Origin of the sequence: Aquitalea sp. ASV15 (assembly GCF_016429115.1) — a bacterium.
GTDB classification, from domain to species: domain Bacteria; phylum Pseudomonadota; class Gammaproteobacteria; order Burkholderiales; family Chromobacteriaceae; genus Aquitalea; species Aquitalea magnusonii.
Map to the genome: position 1 here is coordinate 105254 of NZ_JAELTZ010000006.1, position 25501 is coordinate 130754.

Consider the following 25501-nt stretch of genomic DNA (forward strand, 5'->3'; position numbering starts at 1 on the left):
TGGGCAGGACACACCGGAGCAAACCCGCATGGATACATTCAACCCGCCGCGCCGCGCTTTCATTCAGTGCGCACTGGCCACCGGTTTCGCCCTGGCCGTGCAACCCGTGACGGCCGGCAGCATCGCCACCGACAGCCGGGCCCTGGACAGCGGCCTCGCCGGCATTCCGCTGGACGATGGCATTCTCCCCGTTTATTTCGCCCGCCCCACTGCCCGCAGCAGCCTGCCGATCGTGCTGGTGGTGCAGGAAATTTTCGGTGTGCACGAACACATTCGTGATATCTGTCGCCGCCTGGCCAAGCTGGGTTATCTGGCGGTGGCACCCGAACTGTATTTCCGCCAGGGCAACCCTGCCGCCAGCCCCGACATTGCCAGCATCATCAAGGACATCGTCAGCAAGGTGCCGGATGCGCAGGTGATGCAGGATCTCGACGCCACCCTGGGCTGGGCTGCCGCCCATGGCGGCGATGCCAGCCGTGCTGCCATCACCGGTTTTTGCTGGGGCGGGCGCATCTGCTGGCTGTATGCCAGTCACCATCCGCAGCTGAAAGCCGGCATCGCCTGGTATGGCAAGCTGGAAGGCGCTCACGACGCACTGACGCCAACCCAGCCGGTCGATGTGGCAGCCAGCCTGAGCGTACCCATACTGGGCCTGTACGGCGGCCAGGACAGCAGCATTCCCCAGGACAGCGTTGAGCGCATGCGGCAAGCCTTGCAGCAAGGGCAGAGCGGCTCGCAAATCGTGGTCTATCCCACCGCTGGCCATGCCTTCAACGCCGATTACCGCCCCTCCTACCAGGCGGCCGCGGCACAGGATGGCTGGCAGCGCTTGCAGGCGTGGCTGGACAGCCATGGCATGCAGGCCAGCAAGGCCGCCGATACCGACTAGGCGGGAGACTGCTCCAGCATGCGGCGAATGACCTGATTGAACGGATCAAGCCAGGCGCGCTCGAACTGGTCGTCCGCCGCATTCAGCTCCGCTGCCGCCCGCAGCATGGAGCGACGCTGCCCGCGATGGGCATGCTTGAGCATCACCGCCTCGAAGGCATCCACCAGGGCCAGAATGCGCGCACCCTGGCTGATTTCACCACTGGCCAGGCCGTAAGGATACCCTTCGCCATCCGGTGTTTCGTGGTGTTGCAACACCATCAGCGCCGCCTCTTCCCAACCCGGCATGCGCCCCAGCAAACCGGCCACCCAGGCCGGGTGCAAGGCCATCAGCCGGCGCTCGTTGTCATTGATTTGCCCCAGCTTCAACCAGACGGACTCCGGCAGGAACATCATGCCGATATCGTGCATATACACTGCGGCCTCCAGTTGCTCGGCGTCCACCCAGCCACCGGCCTGCCGATTCAGCTCCAGTGCCAGCTTGAGATTGCGCTCGGTGCGGCCGAGAAATTCCGGCATGCGCTGCTCCAGCTGCAAGGCCAGGGTGCGAAACAGCAGCATGTCCTGCTGACGCGACTGCACCACCGACTTGGCGCCTGTGGCCACCGCCGGTGCTTCACTCTTGCCCTGCACGCCCACCATGGCCGCCACCAGCCGCGAACAGGTCGCCAGCACCGAAGGCAGTGGCAGGCTTTCCAGCGAGCGCAGTGCATCCAGCAGGGTATGCATCTGCACCTCATCCACCGGGCGCGCTCCGGCGATCTGCGCCATGACCAGCTCGATGCGGTCCAGCACCAGCATCAGCACGTCGCCCATCACCTCCTGATATAACAGCTCGCCGCTGCGCAGCCGGGCCAGCAAGCCTTCCAGCGCATGGGCAAAAGGCACCACGAACATCACCCGGCACAGCCCGGCATCGCCCTTGATGGTATGGATCAGACGGAACAGATCGCCCACCAGCTCGGGCGAGGACGGGTTCTGCCCCAGCTGTGAAGCCAGTTTCTCGATTTGCGGTGCATAGTCGGACAGCACGTCGCGAAAGTCCTGAAAGCCTTCCGCGTCTTCCCGCACAAACTGCAGTTGCACTTCATCGCTCATGACATGCTCACATGGTGGCCTGATGTCATTGCACTATAAATCATCAGACAGCCGCCAGCGGACACAATCCGTCCCCGCAAGCCAAAACCACAGGCGTATGATGAGCGCCCCCAGCTCATTCTTTGCCGGAGTCGCCACCGTGAACCCCTCTTTTGCCGTATTGCAAAAACAGATCGACTTCATCCTGGAAGTCGACAAACTCAAATCCGTGCTGCGCAAGACCAAGCCGCTTGGGCTGGAACGCTATGAGAATTCGGCCGAACACAGCTGGCAGGCCGCGCTGCTGGCACTGAGCATGGCGCAGCATGCGCCGGTGCCACTGGATATCGACAAGGTGATACGCATGCTGCTGATTCACGATCTTGGCGAAATCGACACCGGTGATGTCATCGTCTACGCCGAAACCGACAGCGCGGCACGCGAAGCAGAAGAACTGGCGGCCATCCGCCGCATCTGCGGCCTGCTGCCGCCAGAGCAGGCTGACGGACTGGTGGCGCTGTGGCAGGAATTTGAAGCCCGCCAGAGCGCCGAGGCCCGCTTCGCCCGTGCGATGGACCGGCTGATGCCCATTTTGCTCAACCTCAGTCGCCAGGGCCAAAGCTGGCGTGAAAACGGCATCAGCAAGCAGCAGGTGCTGGCCATGGCCGTCAGCAAGGTAAGCGATGGCTGCCCGCTGGCCGGACAATGGTTGTTACACGCACTGGATGCAGCGGAACAGCAGGGTTTCTTTGCCGCGGCCGCGACTACCGACCAGCAGAAACCATAATCAATACAATGTTTTTTGCCAGGTATGATCACAAACCGCCGGCATTGCCCGCAGAAAATACTTGCCAACATTCGCAACAATGGGCAGTATGCCTGCCTGCAGGATGCTCAAGTTGTGGATGTGTAGTTGTCGTAGTGGCATTTAGTCCGTACCTCAGTCGCCATTTCCCTTGAACTTCATGCGTTTTATCAACTTGCTCGTTTTGAGGATAAACAAAATGGCAACCGGTACCGTTAAGTGGTTCAACGACTCCAAAGGTTTTGGCTTCATCACTCCGGATGAAGGTGGCGATGACGTATTCGCTCACTTCTCCCAAATCAATGCTAAAGGCTTCCGCACCCTGGCTGAAAACCAGCGCGTAAGCTTCGACATCGTTGATGGCCCGAAGGGCAAACAGGCCTCCAACATCCAGCCGCTGTAATCTTCTTAAAGATTACTCGCTGATGAAAACCCGGACTTGTCCGGGTTTTTTTGTTTTAGTGCGCCAGACATGGCGTGCACTGCCGTGTCGCATGCCTTAACATTCACTCCCATCCCGTCATTCCAGAGTCAGTCCCCATGCAAACGCCCACCCACGACGAAGCCATCGCCAGCACGCGCGAATGGCTGGAAAAAGCCGTCATCGGCCTCAACCTCTGCCCTTTTGCCAAATCGGTTTATGTCAAGAACCAGGTCCGCTTCGTGGTCAGCGATGCCACCGAGCCGGCCCAGCTGGCCGAAGAGCTGGCCAAGGAACTGCGTCTGCTGGCTGACAGCAGCCCGGAAGAAATCGACACCACGCTGCTGATTCATCCCTATGTGCTGCAGCGTTTTCTGGATTTCAACGAATTCCAGGACATCGCCGACGCCATCGTGGAAGAGCTGGAATTGGACGGCGTACTGCAGGTGGCCAGCTTCCACCCCAAATTCCAGTTTGGCGGCACCGGCGTCAATGACATCGGCAATTACACCAACCGCTCACCCTGGCCCACCCAGCACCTGATCCGTGAAGCCAGCATCGACCGCGCCGTAGAGGCATTCCCCGAAGCGGAAGCCATTTTCGAGCGCAATATCGACACCGTCACCAAGCTGGGCGTCGAAGGCTGGCAGGCCCTGTTCGCCCCCAAGCACTGACGCCCGGCCACCAGGCCTTGTTGCTCAAGCGCCAGCCACAGGGTACAACACAAGCCATCCCCCCTCTTTGCGAGGTCACCATGAAGATGTTGCGTTGTGCCCTGTCACTGCTGGCCTGCCTGCTGCTGACACATTGCAGCAGTACGCCGGTGCGCAAACCGGTACAGGGCGACAGCTTCAGCTCTGCCGAGCTGGGACAAAGCGCCGCCAACCGCATTGCCAATCTGGCGATGCGTGACAACCTGCTCAGCCTGCAAACCCTGCTGGACAAGCTCTATCGCCGCAATCCAGCCCAATGGCAAAAAAGCGGTGCCACCAGCCGTGATGCCGCCATTGCCCAGGTCATGGCGGCCATCCGCAACAACGGCAAGCTAGCCGCGCTGGGTCAGGTTCGCTCGACAGCAGCGCTGACCACGGCCTTCGACCCGCAATTCAGCGGGGATCGCGCCGGCACGCTGATTTATGGCCTGGGCAGCATGCTGGTTGACGTCTACGGTGGCCGCACCGAACTCTACCTGGTACACGGGCTGGACGCGCAACAGCTGGCCAATGCCGCCTACAATGTCGAAGTTGCCTCCTGGCTGCTGGGGCACCGCCAGAATGCCGACGGCAGCCCCCTGCTGCTGGCCAATGAAATCAACAGCCAGCAACGCAATCTTTCCTTCGAACGTGAAATGGGCAAAATCATGGCGCGACTGGAACTCCTGGCCGAACTGTCCGATGAGAAGCTACGGCGCAGCGCCATCGATTTTGGTCAGTCGCTGGTCGCCGGCCCCTTCCTGCAATTCCTGCCGGTATCGGCCGTCAGCAGCGCCATTCCGGCAGCCACGCACTGAGCCGGCTGAGCCCGCTCCATGAAAAAACCGCCGGACAAGGCCGGCGGGTGTGATGGCGACGCGGTGGCGATCAGTGCTGATCGGGGTACTTGCCTACCTTGTCGCGATAAAAATCCTGAATGAGCGGCATATCCGCAGCGATATCCCCGGTGGGGTGAAATACCGGACCAAAGCCGCACACCTTGCGCGCATAATCCATATACGCCAGCACAATCGGCAGCTGCGCACCCCAGGCAATATGATAAAAGCCGGTTTTCCATTCCTTCACCCGCTGACGGGTACCTTCCGGCGGAATGGCCACCACCAGCCGCTCCGACTGCTGATAAACCGTAACCATCTGCTGCACCAGCGAGTTGCTGCGGCTACGCATGACCGGGATGCCACCCAGCCAGCGCATCACCGGGCCCAGCGGCCCCCAGAACAAGGTGTGCTTGCCCATCCAGTACAGTTTGGCGCGCAAGGCAAAACACACGCCCAGCGTCAGCGGGAAATCCCAGTTACTGGTATGTGGTGCCGCGATCAATACGTATTTGGGCAGATCGGGGAAATTGCCTTCAATGCGCCAGCCGCGCAGGCGCAATAGCATGATGGACAGAGCGCGCATGAAGTCGCGCAGCAGCGGAGTATCGAAAATGGTGTAGTGCATGGAGTCCGGCATGAGGGCAGGATCCGCGCGACGGACGGCGGACAGCCCTCCGGTCAGAGGCCTGCCTTGACGATGGAAAAGGCGGACTGTACCGGATATGGCCATGCGGGTAAATCACAATCATGCCGCCGGCCGGCATGCTGGCCGCCAGCGGCTGTCGACTAGGCGCGCTGCAAGATTTCTTTCAGGTCTTTTTGCACGTCCCAGAAGGTGACATCAGCATCGTAAACGCCCAGGCAAGTGGGCTTGGCCAGATAGCGCTGGGCATTACGGCTATCCATGGAGCAGAACAGCAGACGCTCCTTTTCCCAGATCACGATGCACTGACCCTTTTTGGACAGACGGTCGATCAGGGTGCTGATCTGCTCGCTGATAACCCGGGCCGAGAGGTTTGCGCCATATTTGCCGGCTTTGGAAAATTCATTTTTCATCACTTCGGACAATCTTTTCTGGGTTGGTCAATGACTCACCCGTCGTATTATCCGCAGTGGTAAAACAATACCTATCAGACGTTTCGGAAAGATAGCCTGCGACTTTAAAACCTCGCCCTGGCTACGTCTGCCGGCGATTTCAGCACACGGTCAGTCCGCGGGCGGCAAACAAGGCCCGCGCCGCGGCGACTGCCGCCGCATCCGGCGTGGGCGTATCTGCCAGCGGATAAGCCATGCCCAGTGCCGCCCACTTTGCCGCGCCCATCTGGTGAAAAGGCAGCACTTCCACCCGCTGCACAATACTGCCCAGCCCTGCCACATAATCAGCCAGACGGCTGATGTCGTCGGCGCCATCCGTCAGCCCCGGCACCAGCACATAGCGTAGCCAGACGGGCTTGCCAAGGCGCTGCAAACGCTGGGCAAAGTCCAGTGTCGGCTGCAGCGGCTGGCCGGTAATCAACTGGTAGCGCGCCGGATCGCTGTGCTTGATGTCCAGCAACACCAGGTCCACCGCTGCAAGCCAGTCGTCACTGATGCCCGCATGCAGAAAGCCCTGGGTGTCCAGCGCAGTATGCAGGCCATAACGCTGCTTGATGGCCCGCAACAGCGCACCGACAAACTCCGGCTGCATCAGGGGTTCGCCACCGGAGATGGTGACGCCGCCGGCAAACTTGAGAAAGCCGGCATAGGGGGCCAGCTCGGCCAGCGCCTCATCCAGCGTCAACTGACGCCCGGCGTGCAGCTTCCAGGTGTCCGGGTTGTGGCAGTACTGGCAGCGGAACTGGCAGCCGGACATGAAAAAGACAAAACGCATGCCTGGGCCGTCGACACCGGCACCGCTCTCGGTGGAATGCAGGTAGCCGGTGGGCTGCCCTGCGGCAAGCGGCATCTGCACGCTGTGCTGCAACATGAATCACTCCTGACGAAAAACCCGCCCACCAGCCAGGGCTGGTGAGCGGGCCATACCTCCACGGGTGGCCTGATAGCCGATTACAGGCTGGCGTGGAAGGTACGATTAATCACATCCAGCTGCTGTTCGCGGGTGAGTTTGACGAAGTTGACCGCATAACCCGACACGCGGATCGTCAGCTGCGGATACAGCTCGGGGTGTTCCATGGCATCCAGCAAGGTCTCGCGCCGGAACACATTGACATTGACATGGAAGCCACCGGCGGCGGCAAAGCCATCCAGGCAATGCGACAGATTGGCGATGCGATCCTGCGCAGTATGCCCCAGCGCATCCGGGGTAGCCGATGCCGTCCAGCTGATGCCATCCAGCGCAGCGGAGTACGGCAGCTTGGCCACCGAAGCGCCGGCCGCAACAAAACCATGCACATCACGGCCATTCATCGGATTGGCACCCGGCGCAAACGGCTCGCCAGTACGGCGACCGCATGGGGTGTTGCCGGTTTTCTTGCCATACACCACATTGGAGGTGATGGTGAGCACCGACTGGGTGGGTGTGGCATTACGGTAGAAATACGGCTGGGCCTTGATCTTGTTCATGAAGGTTTCGGTCAGCCACACCGCCATGCTGTCGACGCGATCATCGTTATTGCCATAGGCGGGGTAGTCGCCCTCGATGCGGTAATCCACTGCCAGGCCGGCTTCGTTGCGGATGACATGTACGCGCGCATGCTTGATGGCCGACAGCGAATCCGCTGCCACCGACAGGCCGGCAATGCCGCAGGCCATGGTACGCAGGATGTCGCGGTCGTGCAGCGCCATTTCGATGCGCTCGTAAGCGTACTTGTCATGCATGTAGTGAATGCAGTTGAGGGCTTTCACATAGGTGGCGGCCAGCCAGTCCATCATCTTGTCGAAGCGGGCCATCACCGTGTCAAAGTCCAGCACATCGTCGGTGATCGGGGCGAAACCGTGGGCCACCACCGCCCCGCTCTTTTCGTCCACGCCACCATTGATGGCATACAGCATGGCCTTGGCCAGATTGGCACGCGCACCAAAGAACTGCATCTGCTTGCCGATTCGCATGGCCGATACGCAGCAGGCGATGCCGTAATCGTCGCCCCACAATGGGCGCATCAGATCATCGTTTTCGTACTGGATCGAGCTGGTATCGATGGAAACCCTGGCGCAGAAGTCCTTGAAGCCCTGCGGCAGGCTGGTCGACCACAGCACGGTCAGGTTCGGCTCGGGCGCCGGCCCCAGGTTGTACAGGGTATTGAGGAAACGGAAGCTGTTTTTCGACACCAGGGTGCGGCCATCCTCGCCCATGCCGCCGATGGATTCGGTGACCCAAGTCGGATCGCCGGAGAACAGCTGATCGTATTCCGGGGTGCGCAGGAAACGCACGATGCGCAGCTTGATCACCAGATCGTCAATCAGCTCCTGCGCCTGCTCCTCGCTCAGCACACCGGCGGCCAGGTCGCGCTCGATATAGATGTCGAGGAAGGTGGCGATGCGGCCCAGTGACATGGCCGCACCATTTTGCTCTTTCACGGCAGCCAGATAGGCAAAGTAGGTCCACTGCACCGCCTCGCGGGCATTCACCGCCGGGCGGCTGATGTCAAAGCCGTACTTGGCCGCCATCTGGCGCAATTCGTCCAGCGCACGGAACTGTTCGGACAACTCTTCACGCTGGCGCAGCACGTCTTCGGTGAATACGGCATCATCCAGCTCGTGGAACAGCTGCTGACGCTCCTTGCGCAGGAAATCCGTGCCATAGAGTGCGACACGGCGGTAATCGCCAATGATGCGGCCACGGCCATAGGCATCCGGCAGGCCGGTGATGATGCCGGATTTGCGTGCAGCCAGGATTTCCGGGGTATAGGTATCGAACACCCCCTGATTATGGCTCTTGCGGTATTTGCTCCAGACTTCCTTGATCACCGGGTCCAGCGTAAAGCCATAGGCAGCCAGTCCGGCTTCCACCATGCGCAAGCCACCATTGGGCATGATGGCGCGCTTGAGCGGCGCATCGGTTTGCAGGCCGACAATCAGTTCCAGTGACTGGTCGATATAACCGGCGTCATGCGCGGTGATGGAGGTGGCACGATCAGCCGATACATCCAGCACACCCTTTTCCCGCTCCTGCCGCAGCAGTTCGCCCAGCACATCCCACAGCTTGCGGGTGCGTTCGCTGGCACCAGCCAGGAAAGAGGCATCGCCGGTAAAGGGGCGATAATTCAGCTGAATGAATTGACGTACATCGACATGGTTTTGCCAGTTGCCGGCAGTAAAGCCCCGCCACGGGTCAGCCTGTACGGCATTGTGAGCAATCGCTTCCATGACCACCTCCTGAGTTGAAGTCCAAAACTTGCCCCTACAGAAACAATACTACATTCACTATCGAAAGCAGCTTATTGATGTACATCAAGCTCCACCATGGCAGTTCATCACAGCCGGACATTCTGCCAGTACCCACCCCCTACCCCTTGCCCAAACATGGCGCCAAAAGTCATTTTTATTGTTACTTTTCAATAAATTACAGAAAATTAAAATACACACACGCAGTACCAGTGCAGCATGCGCGGCAGCAACAGCGTGATCCCCCACCAGCCAAACCCTGCGGCAAATGCTCAGGCACCAGCGAAGCATAGCAATAATTGCAAAACAAAAATGTTCGTTTTCGAATATTGCATTGAGACCAATACGCACAACCGACAACATCACTCTGCGCGATAAGTAGTTTTACTACAATGCTTGTCAACAAATATCCACGCTGCGGGTGCAAAGCGCCATACGGGAACCAAGCGGCAAGCCGACACTCTGTACTTCAGTCCAGTATCAGGAATAACCATGAACAAATCGCACCTTGCCACCCTGCTCGCCAGCCTGTTTGCGGTCACCGCCTGTACCCAGCAGCAAAGTGACGTGGCGCAGCAGGCAGCTTCGGCCGCCATCAGCACCGCACATGCCACACTGGGCGATGCCAGCGCACCGCTGGCAACACTGCGCCAACAGGCCAGCGCAGCCGCCGGTGAAGCCCGGCAGCAAGCCGCCAAACTGGTGGCGGACAATCCGGCTCTGGGGCTTGCGGTATCGGCGGTGCAACAGGGAATGGGGAAAGCGACGAATGCGCTGCAATGGCAGCAGCTGGAAGCAAAAGTGGGCAGCTATCCGGCGGATATCGGCCTCTATCAACAAGGTGCGGTAGCCGAAGCACTGCGTCAGCTACTGGGCAAGAAGATGCCGGTCTTCCTGCAGAACATGCAGGTCAGCAGTCCACTGGGCAAGGACCAGCTTTTGTTTGTCAGCGGCAACAAAGCGCATCAGGGCGGCGAGGAGATGGCCTATCTGCTGCTGGACCCAGCCAGCAAGCAGCTGGAAGTGGGTCTGGTCGAACAGGGCAGGCTGCACGTTTATCGCAGCGGCCCACCGCTGTACCGCCCAGCGGAGATCAACACCATGCTGGGCAACCTGACTGGCAAGCCCTGAACGCTATACGGACCAGGCTGCGGGCCAGCGGCTTCATGCCGCCAGCCCGCGCGGCCACAAACGGCCGGTTTGCTGCATATACAGGCGATAGGCAGGTCCGGCGCGCCGCAGCATTTCACCCTCCTCGCGCCGAACGCTGCCGCGGTAACACAGCAGCAAGGCCAGCACACCGCTGGCGGCCAGCCCATCCTGCAATAGCAGCAGCTGCGCCAGCGCCGCCAGCCACAGCGCTGCATACAGGGGATGACGGATGCGCCGGTACACACCGCTCTGGCACTGCAGCGTTCCGGCAGCTTGCAGCAGCAAATCATGCTGGCTACGCCAGAACAGCCAGCAGGCATAGGCCAGTAGCAAACTGCCGGCTGGAGCGGCCAGCGGCGCTAGCTCCAGCGGCCAATAGCGCTGCCAGCCAGTGGCCGCGGCCAGCATGGGCAGGAGCAACATGCCGGTCAGCACCGGCCAGCGCAGAATGCAGTGCCCCACCACCATGCGGCTGCGCTGCTCTAATAATGGGCGGTAAGCCAGCCGTGTCAGCAGCATGACAAGCACGCCGGCAAGCTGAATGATGGACCACAGCATGCTCTGCCTCCTTGGTCTCAGTTAATAACAATGATTATCATTTATAATATCAATTGCGGCAAGCCCTATCACACCATGACACTCCTGCTGTGCCGCCAGACGTGTCAGAATCGGCAGACAGGCCGCTGCCAGCGCTGCCAGCCTGCGTGATCACTGCATTGCAATTGCTTCCCCCCGGCAGCCGAGAAAGGTCAAGCCATGCCCAAGCGCCGTCTTGCCAGCCTGTGTGCGCTATTACTGCTTTATCTGCCGGCACAGGCCAGCGCCCTGTGTGCCAGGCCACAGCCTGCCGGCATGCAAATCCGCCCCGGACTGTGCGCCGAAGTGATTGCCAGCGGACTGAAAATGCCGCGCGGACTGGCCGTACTGCCTAATGGCCAGCTGCTGGTAACGGAAATGGTGCGCTGGGATGCCACGCAAGGCCGGGTACTGCAACTGTCCGCCACCGCCAGTGGCTGGCAGCAAAGCGTGCTGGCCACCGGTTTTGACCGCCCGCACGGGGTGGTGCAGGGGCCGGATGGCAAGATTTATGTCGGCGAAGTGGGTCGCATCGTCCGCTTCGCCCCCGGACAGCCGCAGCAGCGCGAAACCGTGGCCACCCTGCCCTTGCGCCAGCGCCACCCGCTCACCACCTTTGCCCTGGCTGGCAATGGCGATCTGTATGTCAATATCGGCAGCTCATCGGACAATTGCGAAAGTGCCAGCCCGGCCGAGCTGGCGGCAGAGCGCTGCCCGGAAAGCGAACAGGATAAAGCCGGGGTGGTCTGGCGTTATCACCTGGAGCAAGACGGCAAGGTCAGCGATCTGGGGGTATTTGCCCGTGGTCTGCGCAACAGCATGGCCCTGGGTGTGCACCCGGCCAGCGGCATTGTCTTGCAGGCAGAAAACAGCCGCGATGCCATTCATCTGAAACTGCAGCTGCCCAATGACAATGAATTGCCACACGACGAGCTCAATCTGCTGCAGGCCGGCCGGCACTATGGCTGGCCCTTCTGCTACGACAATCAGGTAGCCGCACCCGAATTCCCCGCCTATCACTGCCGCAACACCCAGCCGCCCTATTTGCTGCTGCCCGCGCATGCCGCGCCACTGGGGCTGACATGGTGGCTGTCGCCTAAGGCCCCGCCACGCTTTGCCGGCTGGTTGATCGTCGGCTTTCATGGCTACCGCCAGCACGGCCACCGGCTGATGGCCTATCCGGTGGACAAACAAGGGCTGCCCAAGGGCAAACCGCTGGAGCTGATCAGCAACTGGAAAGACAGCAAAGGTCCGGGCGGCCCAGTGGAAATACGCGTGGGAGGCGATGGCGCACTCTATCTGACCGATGACCGGCACGGTCAGGTCATCCGCCTCTATGCCGCGCAGTAAGGAAATGGCGCAGCACCATGCCGGGCCAGTACCTTTCCGCAGCGCGCCAAAGCCCCTATCATCAAACCATTCCGTTTTAGCAGGCCGGCCATGAACCAGACCCAGCAGCAGCAATGGACAGCCTTGCTGTCCACCCAGCGTTTCAAGGTAGTACAGGGGGAAATCAAGCCAACCCACACCCCCGCCACCGATGAAGGCAGTGCCGGCCTGCGCAGCGATTTTCACATCGACCACGACCGCGTGGTATTTTCCAGCGCCTTTCGCCGGCTGGGCCGCAAAACCCAGGTCCACCCGCTGGCACAGAACGACCATACCCATAACCGCCTGACCCACAGCGTGGAAGTGGCCAGCGTGGGACGCAGCCTGGGCAACCGCGTGGGGGTGATGATGCAGCACGCCGGCGTGATGCCTGCCGGTTACGGCCCATTCGACATCGGCGCGGTAGTGCAGGTGGCCTGCCTGGCGCATGATATCGGCAACCCGCCCTTCGGCCACACCGGCGAGGACGCGTTGCGCGACTGGTTCCGCGACAGTCGCAATGCCCACTTCCTGCAATCGCTGGATGCCGCCCAGCAGCGCGATGTACAGACCTACGAAGGCAATGCCCACGGCCTGCGCATGCTGGCCACGCTGGAAATGTACAGCCACGAGGGCGGCATGCGGCTGACCGCTGCCGCGCTGGGCGCCCTGATCAAGTACCCGTGGACAGCGGATGCCCCCAAGGCACTGGCGCGCGACAAGTTCAACATCTACCGCACCGAGCTGCCCTATTTCGAGCGCATCGCCGAAGAACTGCGCCTGCCACGCAAGGGGCAGCTGGAATGGGGCCGCCATCCGCTGTCCTACCTGATGGAGGCGGCGGACGACATCTGCTATGCCATTCTTGATCTGGAAGATGCGGTGGAAATCGGCATTCTGGACGTGCACGAATTCGAGCGCCTGTTTGCCCGCTTTACCGAATACGAGCGGGTATGGGACATCCACGACGTCAAGCAAAAATGCGCCACCCTGCGCGGCATCGCCATCGGGCGCTGCGTGGCGGAAGTGGCCCAGAAATTCATGCTGCATCACAACTCGCTGCTGGCGGGTGAGTTCCCCGCCAAAGACCTGATCAACCTGACGGACGCCGAGGTACAGGAAGCGCTGATCCAGGCCAAGGAACTGGCCAGTAACAAGGTCTACCGCCACCGTACCAAGCTGGTGACCGAACTGGCCTCCTACCCCTGCATGGCCACCATACTGGATGTGCTGGTCCCTGCCGTGCATGCCTACATCACCAGGGGTGGCGAGCAGCTCTCGCCGCGCCAGCACCTGGCCATGGGCCTGCTGGAACAGCACATCAAGCCGGATGACAACCTCTATCAGGCTTATATGAAGGTGCTGGATTTCGTTGGCGGGATGACCGACAACTATGCCGCCAACCTGGCGCGGGAAATCTCCGGCGTCGGCATCCTGTAATCAACCCCATCCGGACACCTCGATGCACACCACCCGCTTCTGCCTGATTCGCCATGGCGAAACCGACTGGAACCGCGAACGCCGCCTGCAAGGCCATCTGGACATCCCGCTCAACCCGCAGGGCATGGCCCAGGCCGAACGGCTGGCCACTGCCCTGCAGCGCCAGCAGCTGCAATTTGCCGCCCTGCATGTCAGCGAGCTGACCCGCGCTCGCCAGACTGCCGCGGCCATCAGCCGGCAACTGGCACTACCGCTGCACACCCATGCCGCGCTCAAAGAGCGCCACTATGGTGCTTTCCAGGGACGTACTTTCGACGAAGCGCGCGAACATATCCCGCATGTTTACCGGCTGCATCAGGAACGTGACCTGCATTTCGACCTGCAGGGCGGCGAAAGCCTGCTGGCTTTCCAGCAACGCATCATGCACTGCATGCAGCAACTGGCCACGCACCATGCCGGGCAGCAGATACTGGTGGTCAGCCATGGCGGCGTGCTGGAAATGGTTTACCGCACCGCCAGCGGCAAAGGCCTGAGTGGCGCCCGCGACTTCCCCATTCCCAATGCCGCGCTGAACTGGGTCAACTATCAGGACGGCAGCTGGCACATTGAAAAATGGGCTGATCAGGCGCATCTGGACGACAGCCTGGATGAAGTCTGAACGCGAGCAGCGACAGATTCGCCGGCATGCCGCGACAGACTGACAGCAACCTGCCAAAGGAAATAGCATGAGCACGCCCGAACAGTACAGCGACGCCGAATGGCGCGCCCGCCTCAGCCCCGAGCAATATCGCGTTGCCCGCCTGGGCGGAACCGAACGCCCCTTCAGTGGCGAACATTATCCGCGCACCGAGCATGGCGACTATCACTGCGTCTGCTGCGGTAGCCTGCTGTTTCACTCCGACACCAAGTTTGACGCCGGCTGCGGCTGGCCCAGCTTCTGGGCCGAAGCAGCGGGGAACCGCATCAAGCGCTTGCGTGACACCTCGCACGGCATGATCCGGGTGGAAGTGCGCTGCGCCGACTGCGATGCCCATCTGGGCCATGTCTTTCCCGACGGGCCGGAACCGACCGGCGAGCGCTACTGTATCAATTCGGTGTGCCTGAAGTTTACTCCCACCCCCTGAATACCGGGTCTGGTCCCGTGTCAGACCAGCCGTTCATGAAAATCCGCCTCACCCTGCCGCCAGTAGGCCGCCACCCGTACGCCTTCGCGTGGCAGGGCTTTTTCTTCCAGCAGAATGCTTCTGACCAGGCGCATCAGCCCGCCCTCGCCCGCGCACCAGGCAAAGCCATTGCCCGCCGGCGCCTGCCACTGGCGCAGGGCAGCCAGCAAGGCGGCTGGCTCGGTGACTTGTTGCAGCTGCCATTCTGCTTGACGCGGCACTGACCAGGCCGCCAGTGCCGCCGGGCGCAGCAGCAAGACATCGGCACGGGCCGCTGCCGGCAGCTCGGCCAGGCGACGGCGTATGGCCGGCAGGGCCGAATCATCACCCAGCAGCAGATGCCAGTCTTGCTGCGCGGGAATGATCATCGACCCCTTGGGGCCACCTATCATGGCCGTCATGCCCACGGCAGCCTGCTCCGCCCAGCTGGCGGCAGCACCGCCACCATGCAGGGCAAACTCCAGCAGCAGCACGCCCTGTTCAGCATCCCAGTGACTGGGGGTGTAGTCGCGCAACACGGTTTGGCCCCGGGCATCGGTAAAGATGAACTTGATGTGGTCATCAAAAGACTGGGACTGGAAGCCGGCCAGATCCTCCCCGCTGAAACTGATGCGGGCAAAGCCGTCGCCTGCGCGCTCGACCTTGCTGACTGTTACCTTGCGCTTGATCAGTTCATATCTGACCCGCTCGATGCGGTGTTGCGGCAAAATGCTAGACATAGTCACTCCAATTAATTGACAATATCACCTAATATGCAAAATAAAGTTGACCTTGTCAACCAAGTTGACGACACCGCCGAGCAGATTTTCGAATCCATCCACACGCTGATGCATCAGTATCGGGCCTTGCAATTTGCAGCCATCCGCGCCGACGAGCTGGGTCTGACGCATATGGAGGGCAAGGTGCTGGGCTATTTCTCCCGCCACCCTGGCGCCAGCCAGAGCGATCTGGCCCAGCACTCGGGGCGTGACAAGGCGCAGCTCACCCGGCTGATTGCCCGCCTGAAGGAGGCCGGCCTGCTGCAGGCCCATGCCGACGCGCGTGACCGCCGCACGGTGCGGCTGACGCTGACGGCAGAAGGCGAGGCATTGCACGACACCTTGCGCCAGCAGGGGCGCCAGCTGGCGGCCAAAGCCATGGGCGGCATCGCGGCCGCGCAGCGCCGCGAGTTGTTGCAATTACTGCAACAGGTGAAAAGCAATCTGGATCAGCCAGACTAGCCAGCTCCCCTCCGCCACGGCAGTCAGCCTGCAGCCCGTTATCCGTGCCAGGCCTTGGCTGGCGGCTGCCCCGTTGCGGCCAGGCCCTCTGCAGCTGGCTCAATCGCTTATTTGATATTTTTTGTTTTAAATAAATCAACTATTGCCAGTATTGATTTTCAAGCCGCCGACTCCTACACTTCACCCATAATTACTTACAAATGAATGGCTTTATTTTAAATCGTATTGCGCGATTCAAAATAAGCCGCTGTGGATGAGTGCAGGAGGTGTGTGATGAAGAAAATGATTGGCGTACTGATTGCCGTGGCCTGCCTGCAAGCCAATGTGGCCAGTGCCGACAACGGCGGCCGTATCGATGTGTCCGGGCAGATCGCCAAAAGCCCTTGTGCCATTCCAGCTAGCACCCTGCTGGCTTATGCCAGCCAGCCACGGCTGTATCAGGCCGCTCGCCTGCAGGCATCCGGCCCTTCCTGCTCCGGCATGGACAACACCCGGTCGCTGACCCTGAGCCAGGTGCCAGGCGCAACAGCAGGCACTGGCATCGTCAATATCGTCTACAACTGACAGCGCCTGGCCGGGCGACTGTTCGCCATATAAAAAAACCAGCAGCCTGATTCCAGCTGCTGGTTTTTTCATGTGGCACGGCCCGCCATGGGCACAGTACCGAATGCTATTGATACAACATGGTGACGCTGACAATCGACTGTACGGTGCCCGGCACCATGGCCGCAGTCCGGTAGTACTCTACATAAACCGGCAGCTGCGCCATTTGCGCTTGCACATTCACCACCCGGGTATTGTTGGTGGAGTTGGCACCAATATTCAGCCCATCGCCAGCAGATGCCATATTGACCGCCACGCCCTTGGCCGTGCCGTTATTGGCAAACTCGGTAGCGATATTGCTGTCGGGCGTACCGGAAAACTTGAAAGTGGCGGTATTGACTCCGGTGGAACAATTGCTGGCGGTAATGGTGAAATAGGTCCGGCCAAAGGTGCTGCCGACACTGGGGAAATTAAAGGTGGAGGCATTGGGCAGGGTGATGCTGCGATTGACATCCGCGGCACTCAGCTGGCAGGTACCACCCGGCGTAAAGGTGACACTGCCGTTCAGCAGCTGATTAAAGTTAATCGGCACATTATTCAGGCCGCCCTTGCCATCCAGCTGGAATACCGGGTAGTTGTTGATATTGACCACGCCGCTGCTGGGTGAATTGGACGACTTCAATATCGCAATGGAGTACTGGAGATTACTGGTGACCTGTCCGCCTTGCGGCACATAGATACCAGTATCGATGGCTCTACCCTGGGTATAGGAGACACCATTAAAAATAATGGCAATCGTCACACCGGTTGCCAGTGCCTGGTTGGTCGGGTTGACCCAGAAATAGACGTTCTCCCCCACGCTTTGCGTGCAATACACCGAAATGCTTTGCAAGGGCGATTGCCAGATGATGGTGCCGGTGGGCGCAGTCGAGGAAATATAGACATTGTTCGGCAGCGTCAAGGTGCTGCTCAGCGGCCCTCCGTACTTGTTCAACCAGCAGCCGAGCGCGTGGCTGGCATTGGGCAGCAATAACAGCAGCAAGCCCAGGGCCGCGAATGTCTGTTGCAGGTACTTGCGCATATTCATAACCATTTCAGTAAGGGACGGATCGCCGGCACGCCATGCATCAAGGCAGGCCGCACGGACCATCGGGTGACTACTGGCATATCGCTTCCGTCTGCAGATAGCCCTTGTTCTTGCGTTCGCTGCTTGCCTGCGCCGGACGGGCATAGCTGAAGCTGCACTGCTGCCGCGCCTGCGGCCCCCAGCTCACGCGCAGCGGCTTGCCTTCCTGGCCGCGCAGGAAGGTGCGCCCACCCTGCCCCACCATGGCCAGCTCGGTGCCGTCGGCCTGCTGCACGCTGGCGCCCACCGGCAGATTGTCACCATTGGCAAGGCGCAGGCGGACAATCATCGGCTTGCCCTGCCGGGTGGGGAATTTCACCATGGCGATGGCGCCGGAGCGCGGTGCCAGCTTGCTGGAGGTTTCCTGCAATTCCACGTCTTCGCTCATGCCCTTGGGGTCGAGCGTGATGTCGTTTTGCCGGTAAGGCATCAGGTTGGTGACCACGGCATAGCCGTTGTGGTTGACCCGGACACCATTGACGTTATTGACCATGGCACCTTCCGCGCCCGGAGCCTCGATCACCGCGATGGACTCACCCAGGGACTGGGCAGCCGTGACGCCGCCGGGGTGGAACACCAGCGCACCGCTCACCCCCAGGGATTGCTGCGAGGTATTGCCCATGCTGCTGGCGCCGGCCGAGAAGGTAGCGGCCGAGGTGGCATATTGCAGATTGCCGCCGCCCCCCGTGCTGCCATCCCGGCCATTGAACTGGTTGGCGCTGGCATAGGCGTTGTAACTGATATTGCGCATTTCGCCGGCCGAACCGCTAAGCGCCAGCTGCTCGCTGCCATTGTGCATGCTGTCGCGGGTAAGGCTGGCGGTCAGCAAGGGTGAGGTGGGCTGCTTGCCCAGCGGAATCGAGATGCTGAGCATGTACTGGGTGGTGTTGTTGTTCTGGGCGTCCTTGCTGCGCCCGGCCGACACGCTGAAGCTGCCCCATTTGTAGCTATTGGAATATCCGGCCTGGTATAGCAGGTCGCGTCCGGGCTGATTCCAGTAATCCTGGGTGGAGCCGCTGATGAACACATGGCCCCAGCCCTCGGCCAGCGGCTGGTCGACATTAAGCTGGAACTTGTTGCGGGTGCGGTAGACCACGCTGCCCTGATTGATCAGCGCGGCATAGCTGTTGAACTCCAGATAGCCCTCGGTCGAATAGCGGTATGCCGCCACGGTGAGGTTGGTGCGGGTGGCTTCCAGCAGCTTGCTATAGGTGACGCGGTAACTCTGACCGGTCAGCTGCGCGCCCAGGCCAGCCGAAGCAGGCAGATCGCGCGCTTGCGACTGGGTCATATCGGTCGCCACTGCACCAAAAGGCGTATTGACCGCCACCCCCAGCATGCCGGCCTGGTAGTGTTCGGCCGCAATCAGCCCGCCATAGAAGGTGATGGTATTGTTCAGGCCACGCTGATAAGTCGCCTGGATAAATTTGGGCTGGGTATCAAGGCTTTCATCGCGCAGCTGACCGGCGGTGATGCTGTAGCGCGACTGACCGGTACGCAGCAACTGCGGCACCGCGGCATAGGGCACCACGAACTGGCGGGTACGGCCATCGGCTTCGGTGACCGTGACATTCAGGTCGCCGGCATAGCCGGTGTTATACAAGTCGTTGATCTGGAACTCGCCGGGCGGCACGGTGTTTTCATAGATCAGATTGCCATTCTGGCGGATGGATACACGGGCATTGGTCTCGGCCACCCCACGGACCACCGGCGCATAGCCCTGCATCGATTCCGGCAGCATGCGGTCGTCGGAATTGATCTGCACCCCGCGAAAGCCCACCGAGCTGAACAGATCGGACGGCGTAAAGCTGTCGCCCACCGTCAGCACCGATTGCCATGCCGTCAGGTCATGCTGGGCATAGGTGGAAATGCTCTGGTAATGGCGTCCGTCACCGCTCTGGTTCTGGTAGCTCTGCTGTGTCAGCGCGGCATTATGGCGCAGCCGCCACTCGCCGATGTTCAGCCCGGCATTGCTGCCCAGATAATACTGGGTGGTCTTGCCGGCGCTGCCGTTGTCATAGCGATAGGCATTGGCGTTGTAGTTGATGAAGCCGGCAAAGGGCGCACCGGCATCCCAGTATTGCGGGTCGACATAACCCCGCGCATGGCGGTGGACATATAACTGGGGAATGCTGACATCCAGCTTCAGATCGCCAGCATTGAAGCTGCTGAGCGCACCCGGCACGATGGCACCGATCTCATGGCAGGCACTGGCATCCTGCCGGGTCAGGGCATCGCTATCTGGCAGCCGGCTGAAATCCACCCCCATTTCATCCAGCTGGGCGCGGTTAAAGCAGGCCACCACCTGGTGATCGTCCCGCTCGCGCAGCACGATATCGCGCCGCCCCAGCCAGCCCATATTGACGAACACATCGGCGCGATAAGTGCCAGGCAGTGCCGCGCCACTCCCGCTGAAGCGCGACAGATCCTGCGGCCGGCCATCCGGGGTTTTCCCCAGAAAAGCCGGATTGAACTGCACATCGTTCAGTGCCACAGCGCCGTCGGCCGGATTGGCCACAGCCGCCCAGGCCGCACCCGGACTGAACACGGCAAGCAGCATCAGGCTCAATGGCTTGGGCATCCAGCAGGCCGAGGCCTGCCGGCGAGGAGTTTTCATCATGGCAGCACGCTATCTGGCATGAACCCGGCCGGCACGCACGCGGTGGCGCGGCGCGGCCCGGTCCTGATTGATCAAGGTTTCAGCGGCAGGCTGTGCGCAACCGGAGCACCAAAATCATTGATGCTTTCGTAGCGCAGCACGGCCTCGCCGGCGGGACGTGCAGTCAGTCCCTTGAGCTTGAAATCGGTACTGCCACCGGGAGCGATCATGCCACCCTCGCTGCGGTATTCGTGACCACCCAGCTGGATGGCACTGAAATTGAGCGAGACATGAAAGGCACTGGCATTGCTGGCACGCAAGGCGTAGCCAGGCGTCCCCCCCAGCGGCACCAGTTGCCAGCTGAGTTTGTCGGCAGCCTCATCCGGATTACCGGGCAGGCCGGCCGGGCGATAGAACAGCTTGAGCCGGGAACGGAAAGCCACCTGCACATAGTTGTGCTGCTCATTGCTGGCCTTGGGCAGGGGCGGAATATCCAGGATGTTGAGCCAGAACACCGACTCACGGTCTGGCGGCACGCTATCGCCGGTAAAGGTCAGGCGTACGGTCTGCGCCTTGGCCGGATCGACCCGGAAAATCGGCGGCATGATCAGGAAGGGCGCATCGGCCGTGGTGGGAAGGGACTTTTCATTGCCACGATCCGCCCATACCTGCACCAGCGCCGGATCATGGCCAACATTGTCCATCTTGATGGTGACTTCGCGATCATCCGCTTTGTAGATGATGCGGGTCCCGGTGATCACCACATTGGCCTGCGCGGCGGATGCCAGCAAGATGGCCATGACGGTGAATGCGACTGCCCCGAATTTTGCTATTTTTTTCATTCTGCACCTGCCTCAACGATTGCCCTGGCGGTCCGGGAAGGCATTCCCCAGACCACCGGGCGGGTGCTGCTTAGTTGTAAATCATCGAGTACTGCACGCTGGTATTGACGGTACCCGCGGTGGATGCACCACCGGTGGCAATGTACTGGGCGTAGTAGTTCATGGTGCCGGTCTTGTTCGGCGAACTGCCGGACAGGGTGACGGTTTGCGAATTGGCATTGGTGGCCAGGTTGATCGGCTGGAAGGTATTGTTCAGCAGCTGCACTTCCACATTGGTGGCCATGCCGGTACCGCTGGAATTGAACAGATTGCCCGTGCTCTGGTCGACGGTGGCACCCAGTTCGAAATGGGTCTGGGCACTGGTGCCGTTGCAGTTGCTCAGGTTCAGCGCAAACGGCGTCACACCGGCAACCTGGCCGGCGGTGGCCAGCGCCGAGGTCGACACCGTCGGCAGGGTCACGGTGACATTGCTGCCACTGGTGCCGGTGATGGTGCAGGTATTGGCAGTGATCTTGCCATTGATGTTAATGGTGCCATCCGCTGCCAGTGCGCCAGCAGAGTAGATGCCCAACCCGATTACCAAGACTGAAACAATCTTTTTCATTTTGTAGAACTCCATCGCATGAACAGGGCAGTACTCTGCCCCAGACTGGACGCCAGCTCTGGCGCCCTTCCCCGCAAGCTTCCATCGCTGCTGCCTGTGGCGCAGCCAGCCAGAACACTCGCAAACCACCCGCAACAGCTTGCCTACTCGCACCGGCACCTGTGGCACCTGCGGAATTAGATGATATATGTTTAAGCTGTTGTTATTTGTAATTGTAAACTCACCTTTTACGACATGAAAAGAAATTTCTTTAAAGTGTTGTAATTTTTCTTGACAAATATGACAACAGCGCATGGCCAACAGGGTGTCAGTAGCGCAAGCCTGGTCACAACCCGCTGTTTTTTAATCAAATACTTTTAGATACTGCTCCGCGGCAGTCCGCGGCGAACGCAGGCTGCTCAGCCAGAGCGCCAGCGGCAGGCCGGCGGCCATGTAGCGGTGGAGGCAGAAACAGTCAAGACATGCAAAAAGGATGATGAAAGCAGGCAGACGGGGAAAAGGCAGGGATAACAAAAGCGTCACTTTACCGCCGCCTATATTTCGATAATAATCGAATCATGGAAATATTAACTGCAGCAGAAATCCTCGCCGCCATCGGCCATGAAACACGGCTTGCCATCTTCCGCCTGCTGGTGGAAACCGGCCCGGACGGCCTTTATGCCAGCGCGATTGGCGAACGGCTGGGCATTGCTCCGGCAACGCTGTCCTTTCACCTGTCACACCTGAGCCGGGTCGGGCTGATCGATGGCCAACGCGAAAGCCGTTTCATTCGATATGCGGCAAACTTCAGCACCATGGATGGGCTGCTCGCCTTCCTCACCAGCAACTGCTGTCAGGGGGAATCCTGCCTGCCCAGCAGGGATGGCACGGACCAAGGCAGCGAGCGCTGCTGCCAGGCACACAAGGAAAGCTGATGACAGATCGCAAAACCGTACTGGTACTGTGCAGCGGCAATGCCTGCCGTTCGCAAATGGGCGAAGCCATACTGAACCATGAGCTGGCAGGCCAGGTGCACGCCATTTCCGCCGGCACCCACCCCCAGGCACAGGTGGCGGCTGGCGCCATCGCCGCACTCGAACTGCTGGGTCTGCCAACAGCCGGGCTCTACCCCAAGGAGCTGAGCGAGGTCATGACGCAGCCTATCGATCTGGTCGTGAGCGTGTGCGACAAGGCCAACGAGTCCTGTCCGGTATTTCCGGGTGCCGTGAAACGCATTCATGTCGGTTTTCACGATCCGCATGGCGAAGCGCTGGCCAGCTTCATCCAGGTACGCGACGATATCCGCCAGCGACTGGTGCCGGCAGTACGCCACGCGCTGGGGCTGGCATGAGCACGCTGGCCAGGCGCCTGGTTGCCGAAGCGCTGGGCAGCGCCCTGCTGCTGGCCATCGTGGTGGGCTCGGGCATCATGGGCGAACGGCTGGCGGGCGGCAATGTCGCCATCGCCCTGCTGGCCAATTCGCTGGCCACCGGCTGCGGGCTGGCCGTGCTGATACTGGTATTCGGCCCGGTGTCGGCAGCCCATTTCAACCCGGCCGTCAGCCTGAGCATGGGCTGGCTGGGTGAGCTGCCCTGGCGCCATGTCATGGCCTACATGCTGGCTCAGCTTGCCGGCGCCTTGCTGGGGGTTGCACTGGCCCACGGCATGTTCGGGCTGCCAGCCTTCAGTGCATCCACCCATCTGCGCAGTGGTCCCGCGCAATGGCTCAGCGAGCTTGTCGCCACCTTCGGCCTGATCACCACCATCCTGGCTTGTGCGCGCCAGCAGCGCAGCGCACTGCCCTATGCCGTGGCTGGCTATATCACCGCGGCCTACTGGTTTACCGCTTCCACCGCCTTCGCCAACCCGGCGGTAACCCTGGCGCGGGCGGCCAGCAATACCTTCGCCGGCATCCGCCTCGCCGACACGCCCGGCTTTATCGCGGCCCAGCTGCTGGGGACTGTGCTGGCCTGCACCCTGTGTGGCTGGCTGATACCCGCACCGGCCAGAGCTGCCGCCACGACAGGCCGCCGCACCGGCTAGGCAACCACCCTGCCGCCATGGCCGGCGGCGGGACTGCCGTTTTGCGCAGGGCATGAACTTGGCGTATCCTGACGGCCATTGATGGTGCCGGCAGCGCCGGTGAAAAGGGAATGCAGTGCAATGCTGCAACTGCCCCCGCAACTGTAATCGGTTAGGTCTTGCGCATCATGTCACTGGCTGTCCTGTCTGCATCCACCAGCAGGACACCAAGCCGGGAAGACGAGCAAGGCTGCTGGAGCCGGAAGTCAGGAGACCTGCCATCATCGTCTGTGAGCGCGCTTGCCATGCTGCCGGGGGGCGACATGCAGAGTCCGCGCCACTTTCTTTGTGGATCATCATCATGCACATCATGGAAGGCTATCTGCCGGCCAAGCACTGTCTTGCCTGGTATACCGTCTCTACCCCCTTCTTTGCCGCCGGTGTCTGGCGCATACGCAAAATCCTGGCGGAACGTCCGCAAGCCAGAATGAATCTGGCCGCTGCCGGTGCCTTTGCCTTTGTCTTGTCCGCCCTGAAAATGCCCAGCGTCACCGGCTCCTGCTCCCACCCCACCGGCACCGGCTTTGGCGCGGTGGTATTCGGGCCGGCGGTGATGGCCGTGCTGGGGGCCATGGTCTTGCTGTTCCAGGCCTTGCTGCTGGCCCATGGTGGCCTGACCACGCTCGGAGCCAATCTGTTCTCCATGGCCATCGTCGGCCCCTGGGTCAGCTATGGACTATGGAAACTGTGCCAGCGCCTTGGCTGGTCGGTGGCGGTGTCGATGTTTCTTGCCGCGGCACTGGGGGATCTGGCCACTTATGTCACCACCTCCATCCAGCTGGCGCTGGCTTACCCAGACCCGGTGGGAGGCTTCACGACTGCCGCCATCAAGTTCGGTGGCATTTTCGCGCTGACCCAAGTCCCATTGGCCATTGCCGAGGGCATGCTGACAGTGGTGGTGATGGATGCGCTGGCCGGCAAGGTGGCCGATATCAGGAAAGTCAGCATGCTTGCCGGGGAGACACGCTAATGGCCAAGTCATCCCGTAGCAAATGGCTGCTGCTGGGCAGCGTCGCACTGGTGGTGCTGCCGCTCTTGCTGGTCGAAGGCAAGTTTGCCGGCTCGGACGACCAGGCCACCGCCGCCATTACCCACGCCAAGCCGGGCTACCAGCCCTGGTTCACCCCCATCTGGGAGCCGCCAAGCGGCGAAGTGGAAAGCCTGCTGTTTGCCTTGCAGGCTGCCATGGGTGCCGGCGTCATCGGCTATGTCATCGGCAAACGCCAGGGACTGGCCGCCCGCGATGACGCTGAGCATTGATCAATATGCGCAGCTGAGTCGCTGGCGGGAAAGGCCGGTGCTGGAAAAAGCCCTGTTGGCCATTGGCATGTTGCTGCTGGCCATCAGCCTGCCGCCCTTGCCCGGCGCGCCTTGCATCATCGTCTGCGTGCTGGGCGTGACGCTGCTGGATGCCAGGGTGCCGCTGCGACTCTGGCTGCGCCATGCCGTGATCCCTGCCGGCTTCCTGCTGACCGCCGGGCTGACCATGCTGTTTGATGTCGGCCGCCACGGCCTGAGCCTGGCGCCGGCGGGCCTGTCAACGGTAGGCGGCCTGCTGCTGAGGTCTTGCGCCGGCATCTGCTGCCTGCTGCTGCTGGCCCTGACCACCCCGGTGACCGACATCCTGGCCGGCCTGCGCAGGATCGGCCTGCCGCGCGAGATCGCCGAAATCAGCCTGCTCATGTACCGGCTGGTATTTCTGCTGCTGGACACCGCCAGTGCCATGCATATCGCCCAGGCTGCGCGACTGGGCCAGCGCAAT

At 61.0% G+C, this 25501-nt stretch carries 29 protein-coding genes and 1 riboswitch; of the genes, 18 read left to right on the plus strand and 11 right to left on the minus strand.

Annotated elements, in window-relative coordinates:
- The first annotated feature begins 28 nt into the window (after window positions 1–28).
- Window positions 29–889: a dienelactone hydrolase family protein gene (locus JHD64_RS04200; protein WP_199052354.1), complete on the plus strand. Its 861-nt coding sequence runs from the start codon at window positions 29–31 to the stop codon at window positions 887–889.
- On the opposite strand, the gene JHD64_RS04205 is transcribed toward JHD64_RS04200, so the two are convergent.
- Window positions 886–1986: an HD domain-containing phosphohydrolase gene (locus JHD64_RS04205; protein ID WP_199052355.1), complete on the minus strand. Its 1101-nt coding sequence runs from the start codon at window positions 1984–1986 to the stop codon at window positions 886–888. The genes JHD64_RS04200 and JHD64_RS04205 overlap by 4 nt on opposite strands.
- 139 nt (window positions 1987–2125) lie before the next feature.
- Here JHD64_RS04205 and JHD64_RS04210 point away from each other — a divergent pair, with 139 nt between their 5' ends.
- From JHD64_RS04210 to JHD64_RS04225, 4 genes are all read left to right on the plus strand, one after another.
- Complete coding sequence (locus JHD64_RS04210) at window positions 2126–2752, plus strand: HD family hydrolase (protein WP_370540929.1); 627 nt, start codon at window positions 2126–2128, stop codon at window positions 2750–2752.
- Window positions 2753–2969: 217 nt separating this feature from the next.
- Window positions 2970–3173 carry a cold-shock protein gene (locus tag JHD64_RS04215; RefSeq protein ID WP_045845074.1) on the plus strand — a complete coding sequence of 68 codons (204 nt, stop codon included), beginning with the start codon at window positions 2970–2972 and terminating at the stop codon, window positions 3171–3173.
- Window positions 3174–3310: 137 nt separating this feature from the next.
- Entirely contained in the window at window positions 3311–3865 is a 555-nt protein-coding gene (locus JHD64_RS04220; RefSeq protein ID WP_059284524.1) for a DUF1415 domain-containing protein, read from the plus strand.
- A gap of 80 nt (window positions 3866–3945) precedes the next feature.
- Window positions 3946–4701, plus strand: coding sequence for a hypothetical protein (locus JHD64_RS04225; RefSeq protein ID WP_199052356.1), 756 nt, complete (start codon window positions 3946–3948; stop codon window positions 4699–4701).
- A gap of 70 nt (window positions 4702–4771) precedes the next feature.
- Here the strand turns inward: JHD64_RS04225 and JHD64_RS04230 are convergent, their stop codons facing one another.
- From JHD64_RS04230 to pflB, 4 genes are all read right to left on the minus strand, one after another.
- Complete coding sequence (locus tag JHD64_RS04230; RefSeq protein ID WP_233170320.1) at window positions 4772–5359, minus strand: lysophospholipid acyltransferase family protein; 588 nt, start codon at window positions 5357–5359, stop codon at window positions 4772–4774.
- A gap of 149 nt (window positions 5360–5508) precedes the next feature.
- Window positions 5509–5778, minus strand: a complete 270-nt coding sequence (locus JHD64_RS04235) for a hypothetical protein (RefSeq protein ID WP_059284525.1) — start codon at window positions 5776–5778, stop codon at window positions 5509–5511.
- Window positions 5779–5917: 139 nt separating this feature from the next.
- Entirely contained in the window at window positions 5918–6688 is a 771-nt protein-coding gene (gene pflA / locus JHD64_RS04240; RefSeq protein ID WP_199052357.1) for a pyruvate formate-lyase-activating protein, read from the minus strand.
- An 80-nt stretch (window positions 6689–6768) separates the two neighbouring features.
- The gene (pflB, locus tag JHD64_RS04245; RefSeq protein ID WP_199052358.1) at window positions 6769–9027 is read right to left on the minus strand and encodes a formate C-acetyltransferase; all 2259 of its coding nucleotides are present in this window, start codon (window positions 9025–9027) and stop codon (window positions 6769–6771) included.
- Window positions 9028–9537: 510 nt separating this feature from the next.
- Between pflB and JHD64_RS04250 the strand changes: the two genes are divergently transcribed.
- The gene (locus tag JHD64_RS04250; RefSeq protein ID WP_199052359.1) at window positions 9538–10176 is read left to right on the plus strand and encodes a hypothetical protein; all 639 of its coding nucleotides are present in this window, start codon (window positions 9538–9540) and stop codon (window positions 10174–10176) included.
- 33 nt (window positions 10177–10209) lie between these two features.
- On the opposite strand, the gene JHD64_RS04255 is transcribed toward JHD64_RS04250, so the two are convergent.
- The gene (locus JHD64_RS04255) at window positions 10210–10755 is read right to left on the minus strand and encodes a DUF1295 domain-containing protein (RefSeq protein WP_199052360.1); all 546 of its coding nucleotides are present in this window, start codon (window positions 10753–10755) and stop codon (window positions 10210–10212) included.
- A 198-nt stretch (window positions 10756–10953) separates the two neighbouring features.
- On the opposite strand from JHD64_RS04255, the gene JHD64_RS04260 reads away from it, so the two are divergent.
- The 4 genes from JHD64_RS04260 to msrB all read left to right on the plus strand — a co-directional run bounded on the left by JHD64_RS04260 (window position 10954) and on the right by msrB (window position 14705).
- Complete coding sequence (locus JHD64_RS04260; protein WP_199052361.1) at window positions 10954–12123, plus strand: sorbosone dehydrogenase family protein; 1170 nt, start codon at window positions 10954–10956, stop codon at window positions 12121–12123.
- Between the two features lie 90 nt (window positions 12124–12213).
- Window positions 12214–13581, plus strand: a complete 1368-nt coding sequence (locus JHD64_RS04265) for a deoxyguanosinetriphosphate triphosphohydrolase (RefSeq protein WP_199052362.1) — start codon at window positions 12214–12216, stop codon at window positions 13579–13581.
- A 22-nt stretch (window positions 13582–13603) separates the two neighbouring features.
- Window positions 13604–14239: a histidine phosphatase family protein gene (locus tag JHD64_RS04270; RefSeq protein WP_199052363.1), complete on the plus strand. Its 636-nt coding sequence runs from the start codon at window positions 13604–13606 to the stop codon at window positions 14237–14239.
- A gap of 67 nt (window positions 14240–14306) precedes the next feature.
- Window positions 14307–14705: a peptide-methionine (R)-S-oxide reductase MsrB gene (gene msrB / locus JHD64_RS04275; RefSeq protein ID WP_059284532.1), complete on the plus strand. Its 399-nt coding sequence runs from the start codon at window positions 14307–14309 to the stop codon at window positions 14703–14705.
- 20 nt (window positions 14706–14725) lie between these two features.
- Here the strand turns inward: msrB and JHD64_RS04280 are convergent, their stop codons facing one another.
- Complete coding sequence (locus JHD64_RS04280) at window positions 14726–15463, minus strand: siderophore-interacting protein (RefSeq protein WP_199052364.1); 738 nt, start codon at window positions 15461–15463, stop codon at window positions 14726–14728.
- A gap of 33 nt (window positions 15464–15496) precedes the next feature.
- Here JHD64_RS04280 and JHD64_RS04285 point away from each other — a divergent pair, with 33 nt between their 5' ends.
- Both JHD64_RS04285 and JHD64_RS04290 read left to right on the plus strand, forming a co-directional pair.
- Window positions 15497–15964 (plus strand): MarR family winged helix-turn-helix transcriptional regulator, encoded by a 468-nt coding sequence (locus JHD64_RS04285; RefSeq protein WP_199052365.1) that lies wholly within the window; start codon window positions 15497–15499, stop codon window positions 15962–15964.
- A gap of 273 nt (window positions 15965–16237) precedes the next feature.
- Window positions 16238–16528: a hypothetical protein gene (locus tag JHD64_RS04290; protein ID WP_059284534.1), complete on the plus strand. Its 291-nt coding sequence runs from the start codon at window positions 16238–16240 to the stop codon at window positions 16526–16528.
- Window positions 16529–16634: 106 nt separating this feature from the next.
- Here the strand turns inward: JHD64_RS04290 and JHD64_RS04295 are convergent, their stop codons facing one another.
- From JHD64_RS04295 to JHD64_RS04310, 4 genes are all read right to left on the minus strand, one after another.
- Window positions 16635–17594 (minus strand): fimbrial protein, encoded by a 960-nt coding sequence (locus JHD64_RS04295; RefSeq protein ID WP_199052366.1) that lies wholly within the window; start codon window positions 17592–17594, stop codon window positions 16635–16637.
- Window positions 17595–17664: 70 nt separating this feature from the next.
- Window positions 17665–20253 carry a fimbria/pilus outer membrane usher protein gene (locus JHD64_RS04300; RefSeq protein WP_199052367.1) on the minus strand — a complete coding sequence of 863 codons (2589 nt, stop codon included), beginning with the start codon at window positions 20251–20253 and terminating at the stop codon, window positions 17665–17667.
- Between the two features lie 71 nt (window positions 20254–20324).
- On the minus strand, window positions 20325–21074 hold the full coding sequence (locus JHD64_RS04305) for a molecular chaperone (RefSeq protein ID WP_059284536.1): 750 nt from the start codon (window positions 21072–21074) through the stop codon (window positions 20325–20327).
- A gap of 70 nt (window positions 21075–21144) precedes the next feature.
- Window positions 21145–21678, minus strand: coding sequence for a fimbrial protein (locus tag JHD64_RS04310; protein ID WP_199052368.1), 534 nt, complete (start codon window positions 21676–21678; stop codon window positions 21145–21147).
- 557 nt (window positions 21679–22235) lie between these two features.
- Between JHD64_RS04310 and JHD64_RS04315 the strand changes: the two genes are divergently transcribed.
- The 6 genes from JHD64_RS04315 to cbiQ all read left to right on the plus strand — a co-directional run.
- On the plus strand, window positions 22236–22592 hold the full coding sequence (locus JHD64_RS04315; RefSeq protein WP_199052369.1) for a helix-turn-helix transcriptional regulator: 357 nt from the start codon (window positions 22236–22238) through the stop codon (window positions 22590–22592).
- A complete protein-coding gene (locus JHD64_RS04320) occupies window positions 22592–23008 on the plus strand; it encodes an arsenate reductase ArsC (protein WP_199052370.1) in 417 nt (138 codons plus the stop codon). Before JHD64_RS04315 ends, JHD64_RS04320 begins: the two co-directional genes overlap by 1 nt.
- Window positions 23005–23700 carry an MIP/aquaporin family protein gene (locus tag JHD64_RS04325; protein ID WP_199052371.1) on the plus strand — a complete coding sequence of 232 codons (696 nt, stop codon included), beginning with the start codon at window positions 23005–23007 and terminating at the stop codon, window positions 23698–23700. Before JHD64_RS04320 ends, JHD64_RS04325 begins: the two co-directional genes overlap by 4 nt.
- Before the next feature lie 65 nt (window positions 23701–23765).
- A riboswitch (cobalamin riboswitch) is annotated at window positions 23766–23977 on the plus strand.
- Between the two features lie 63 nt (window positions 23978–24040).
- Complete coding sequence (locus tag JHD64_RS04330) at window positions 24041–24709, plus strand: energy-coupling factor ABC transporter permease (RefSeq protein WP_199052372.1); 669 nt, start codon at window positions 24041–24043, stop codon at window positions 24707–24709.
- Window positions 24709–24999, plus strand: a complete 291-nt coding sequence (locus JHD64_RS04335) for an energy-coupling factor ABC transporter substrate-binding protein (protein ID WP_059286312.1) — start codon at window positions 24709–24711, stop codon at window positions 24997–24999. The genes JHD64_RS04330 and JHD64_RS04335 overlap by 1 nt, the downstream gene beginning before the upstream one ends.
- On the plus strand, window positions 24983–25501 hold a 519-nt coding region (gene cbiQ / locus JHD64_RS04340), incomplete at its 3' end, for a cobalt ECF transporter T component CbiQ (RefSeq protein WP_199052373.1). The genes JHD64_RS04335 and cbiQ, both read left to right, overlap by 17 nt.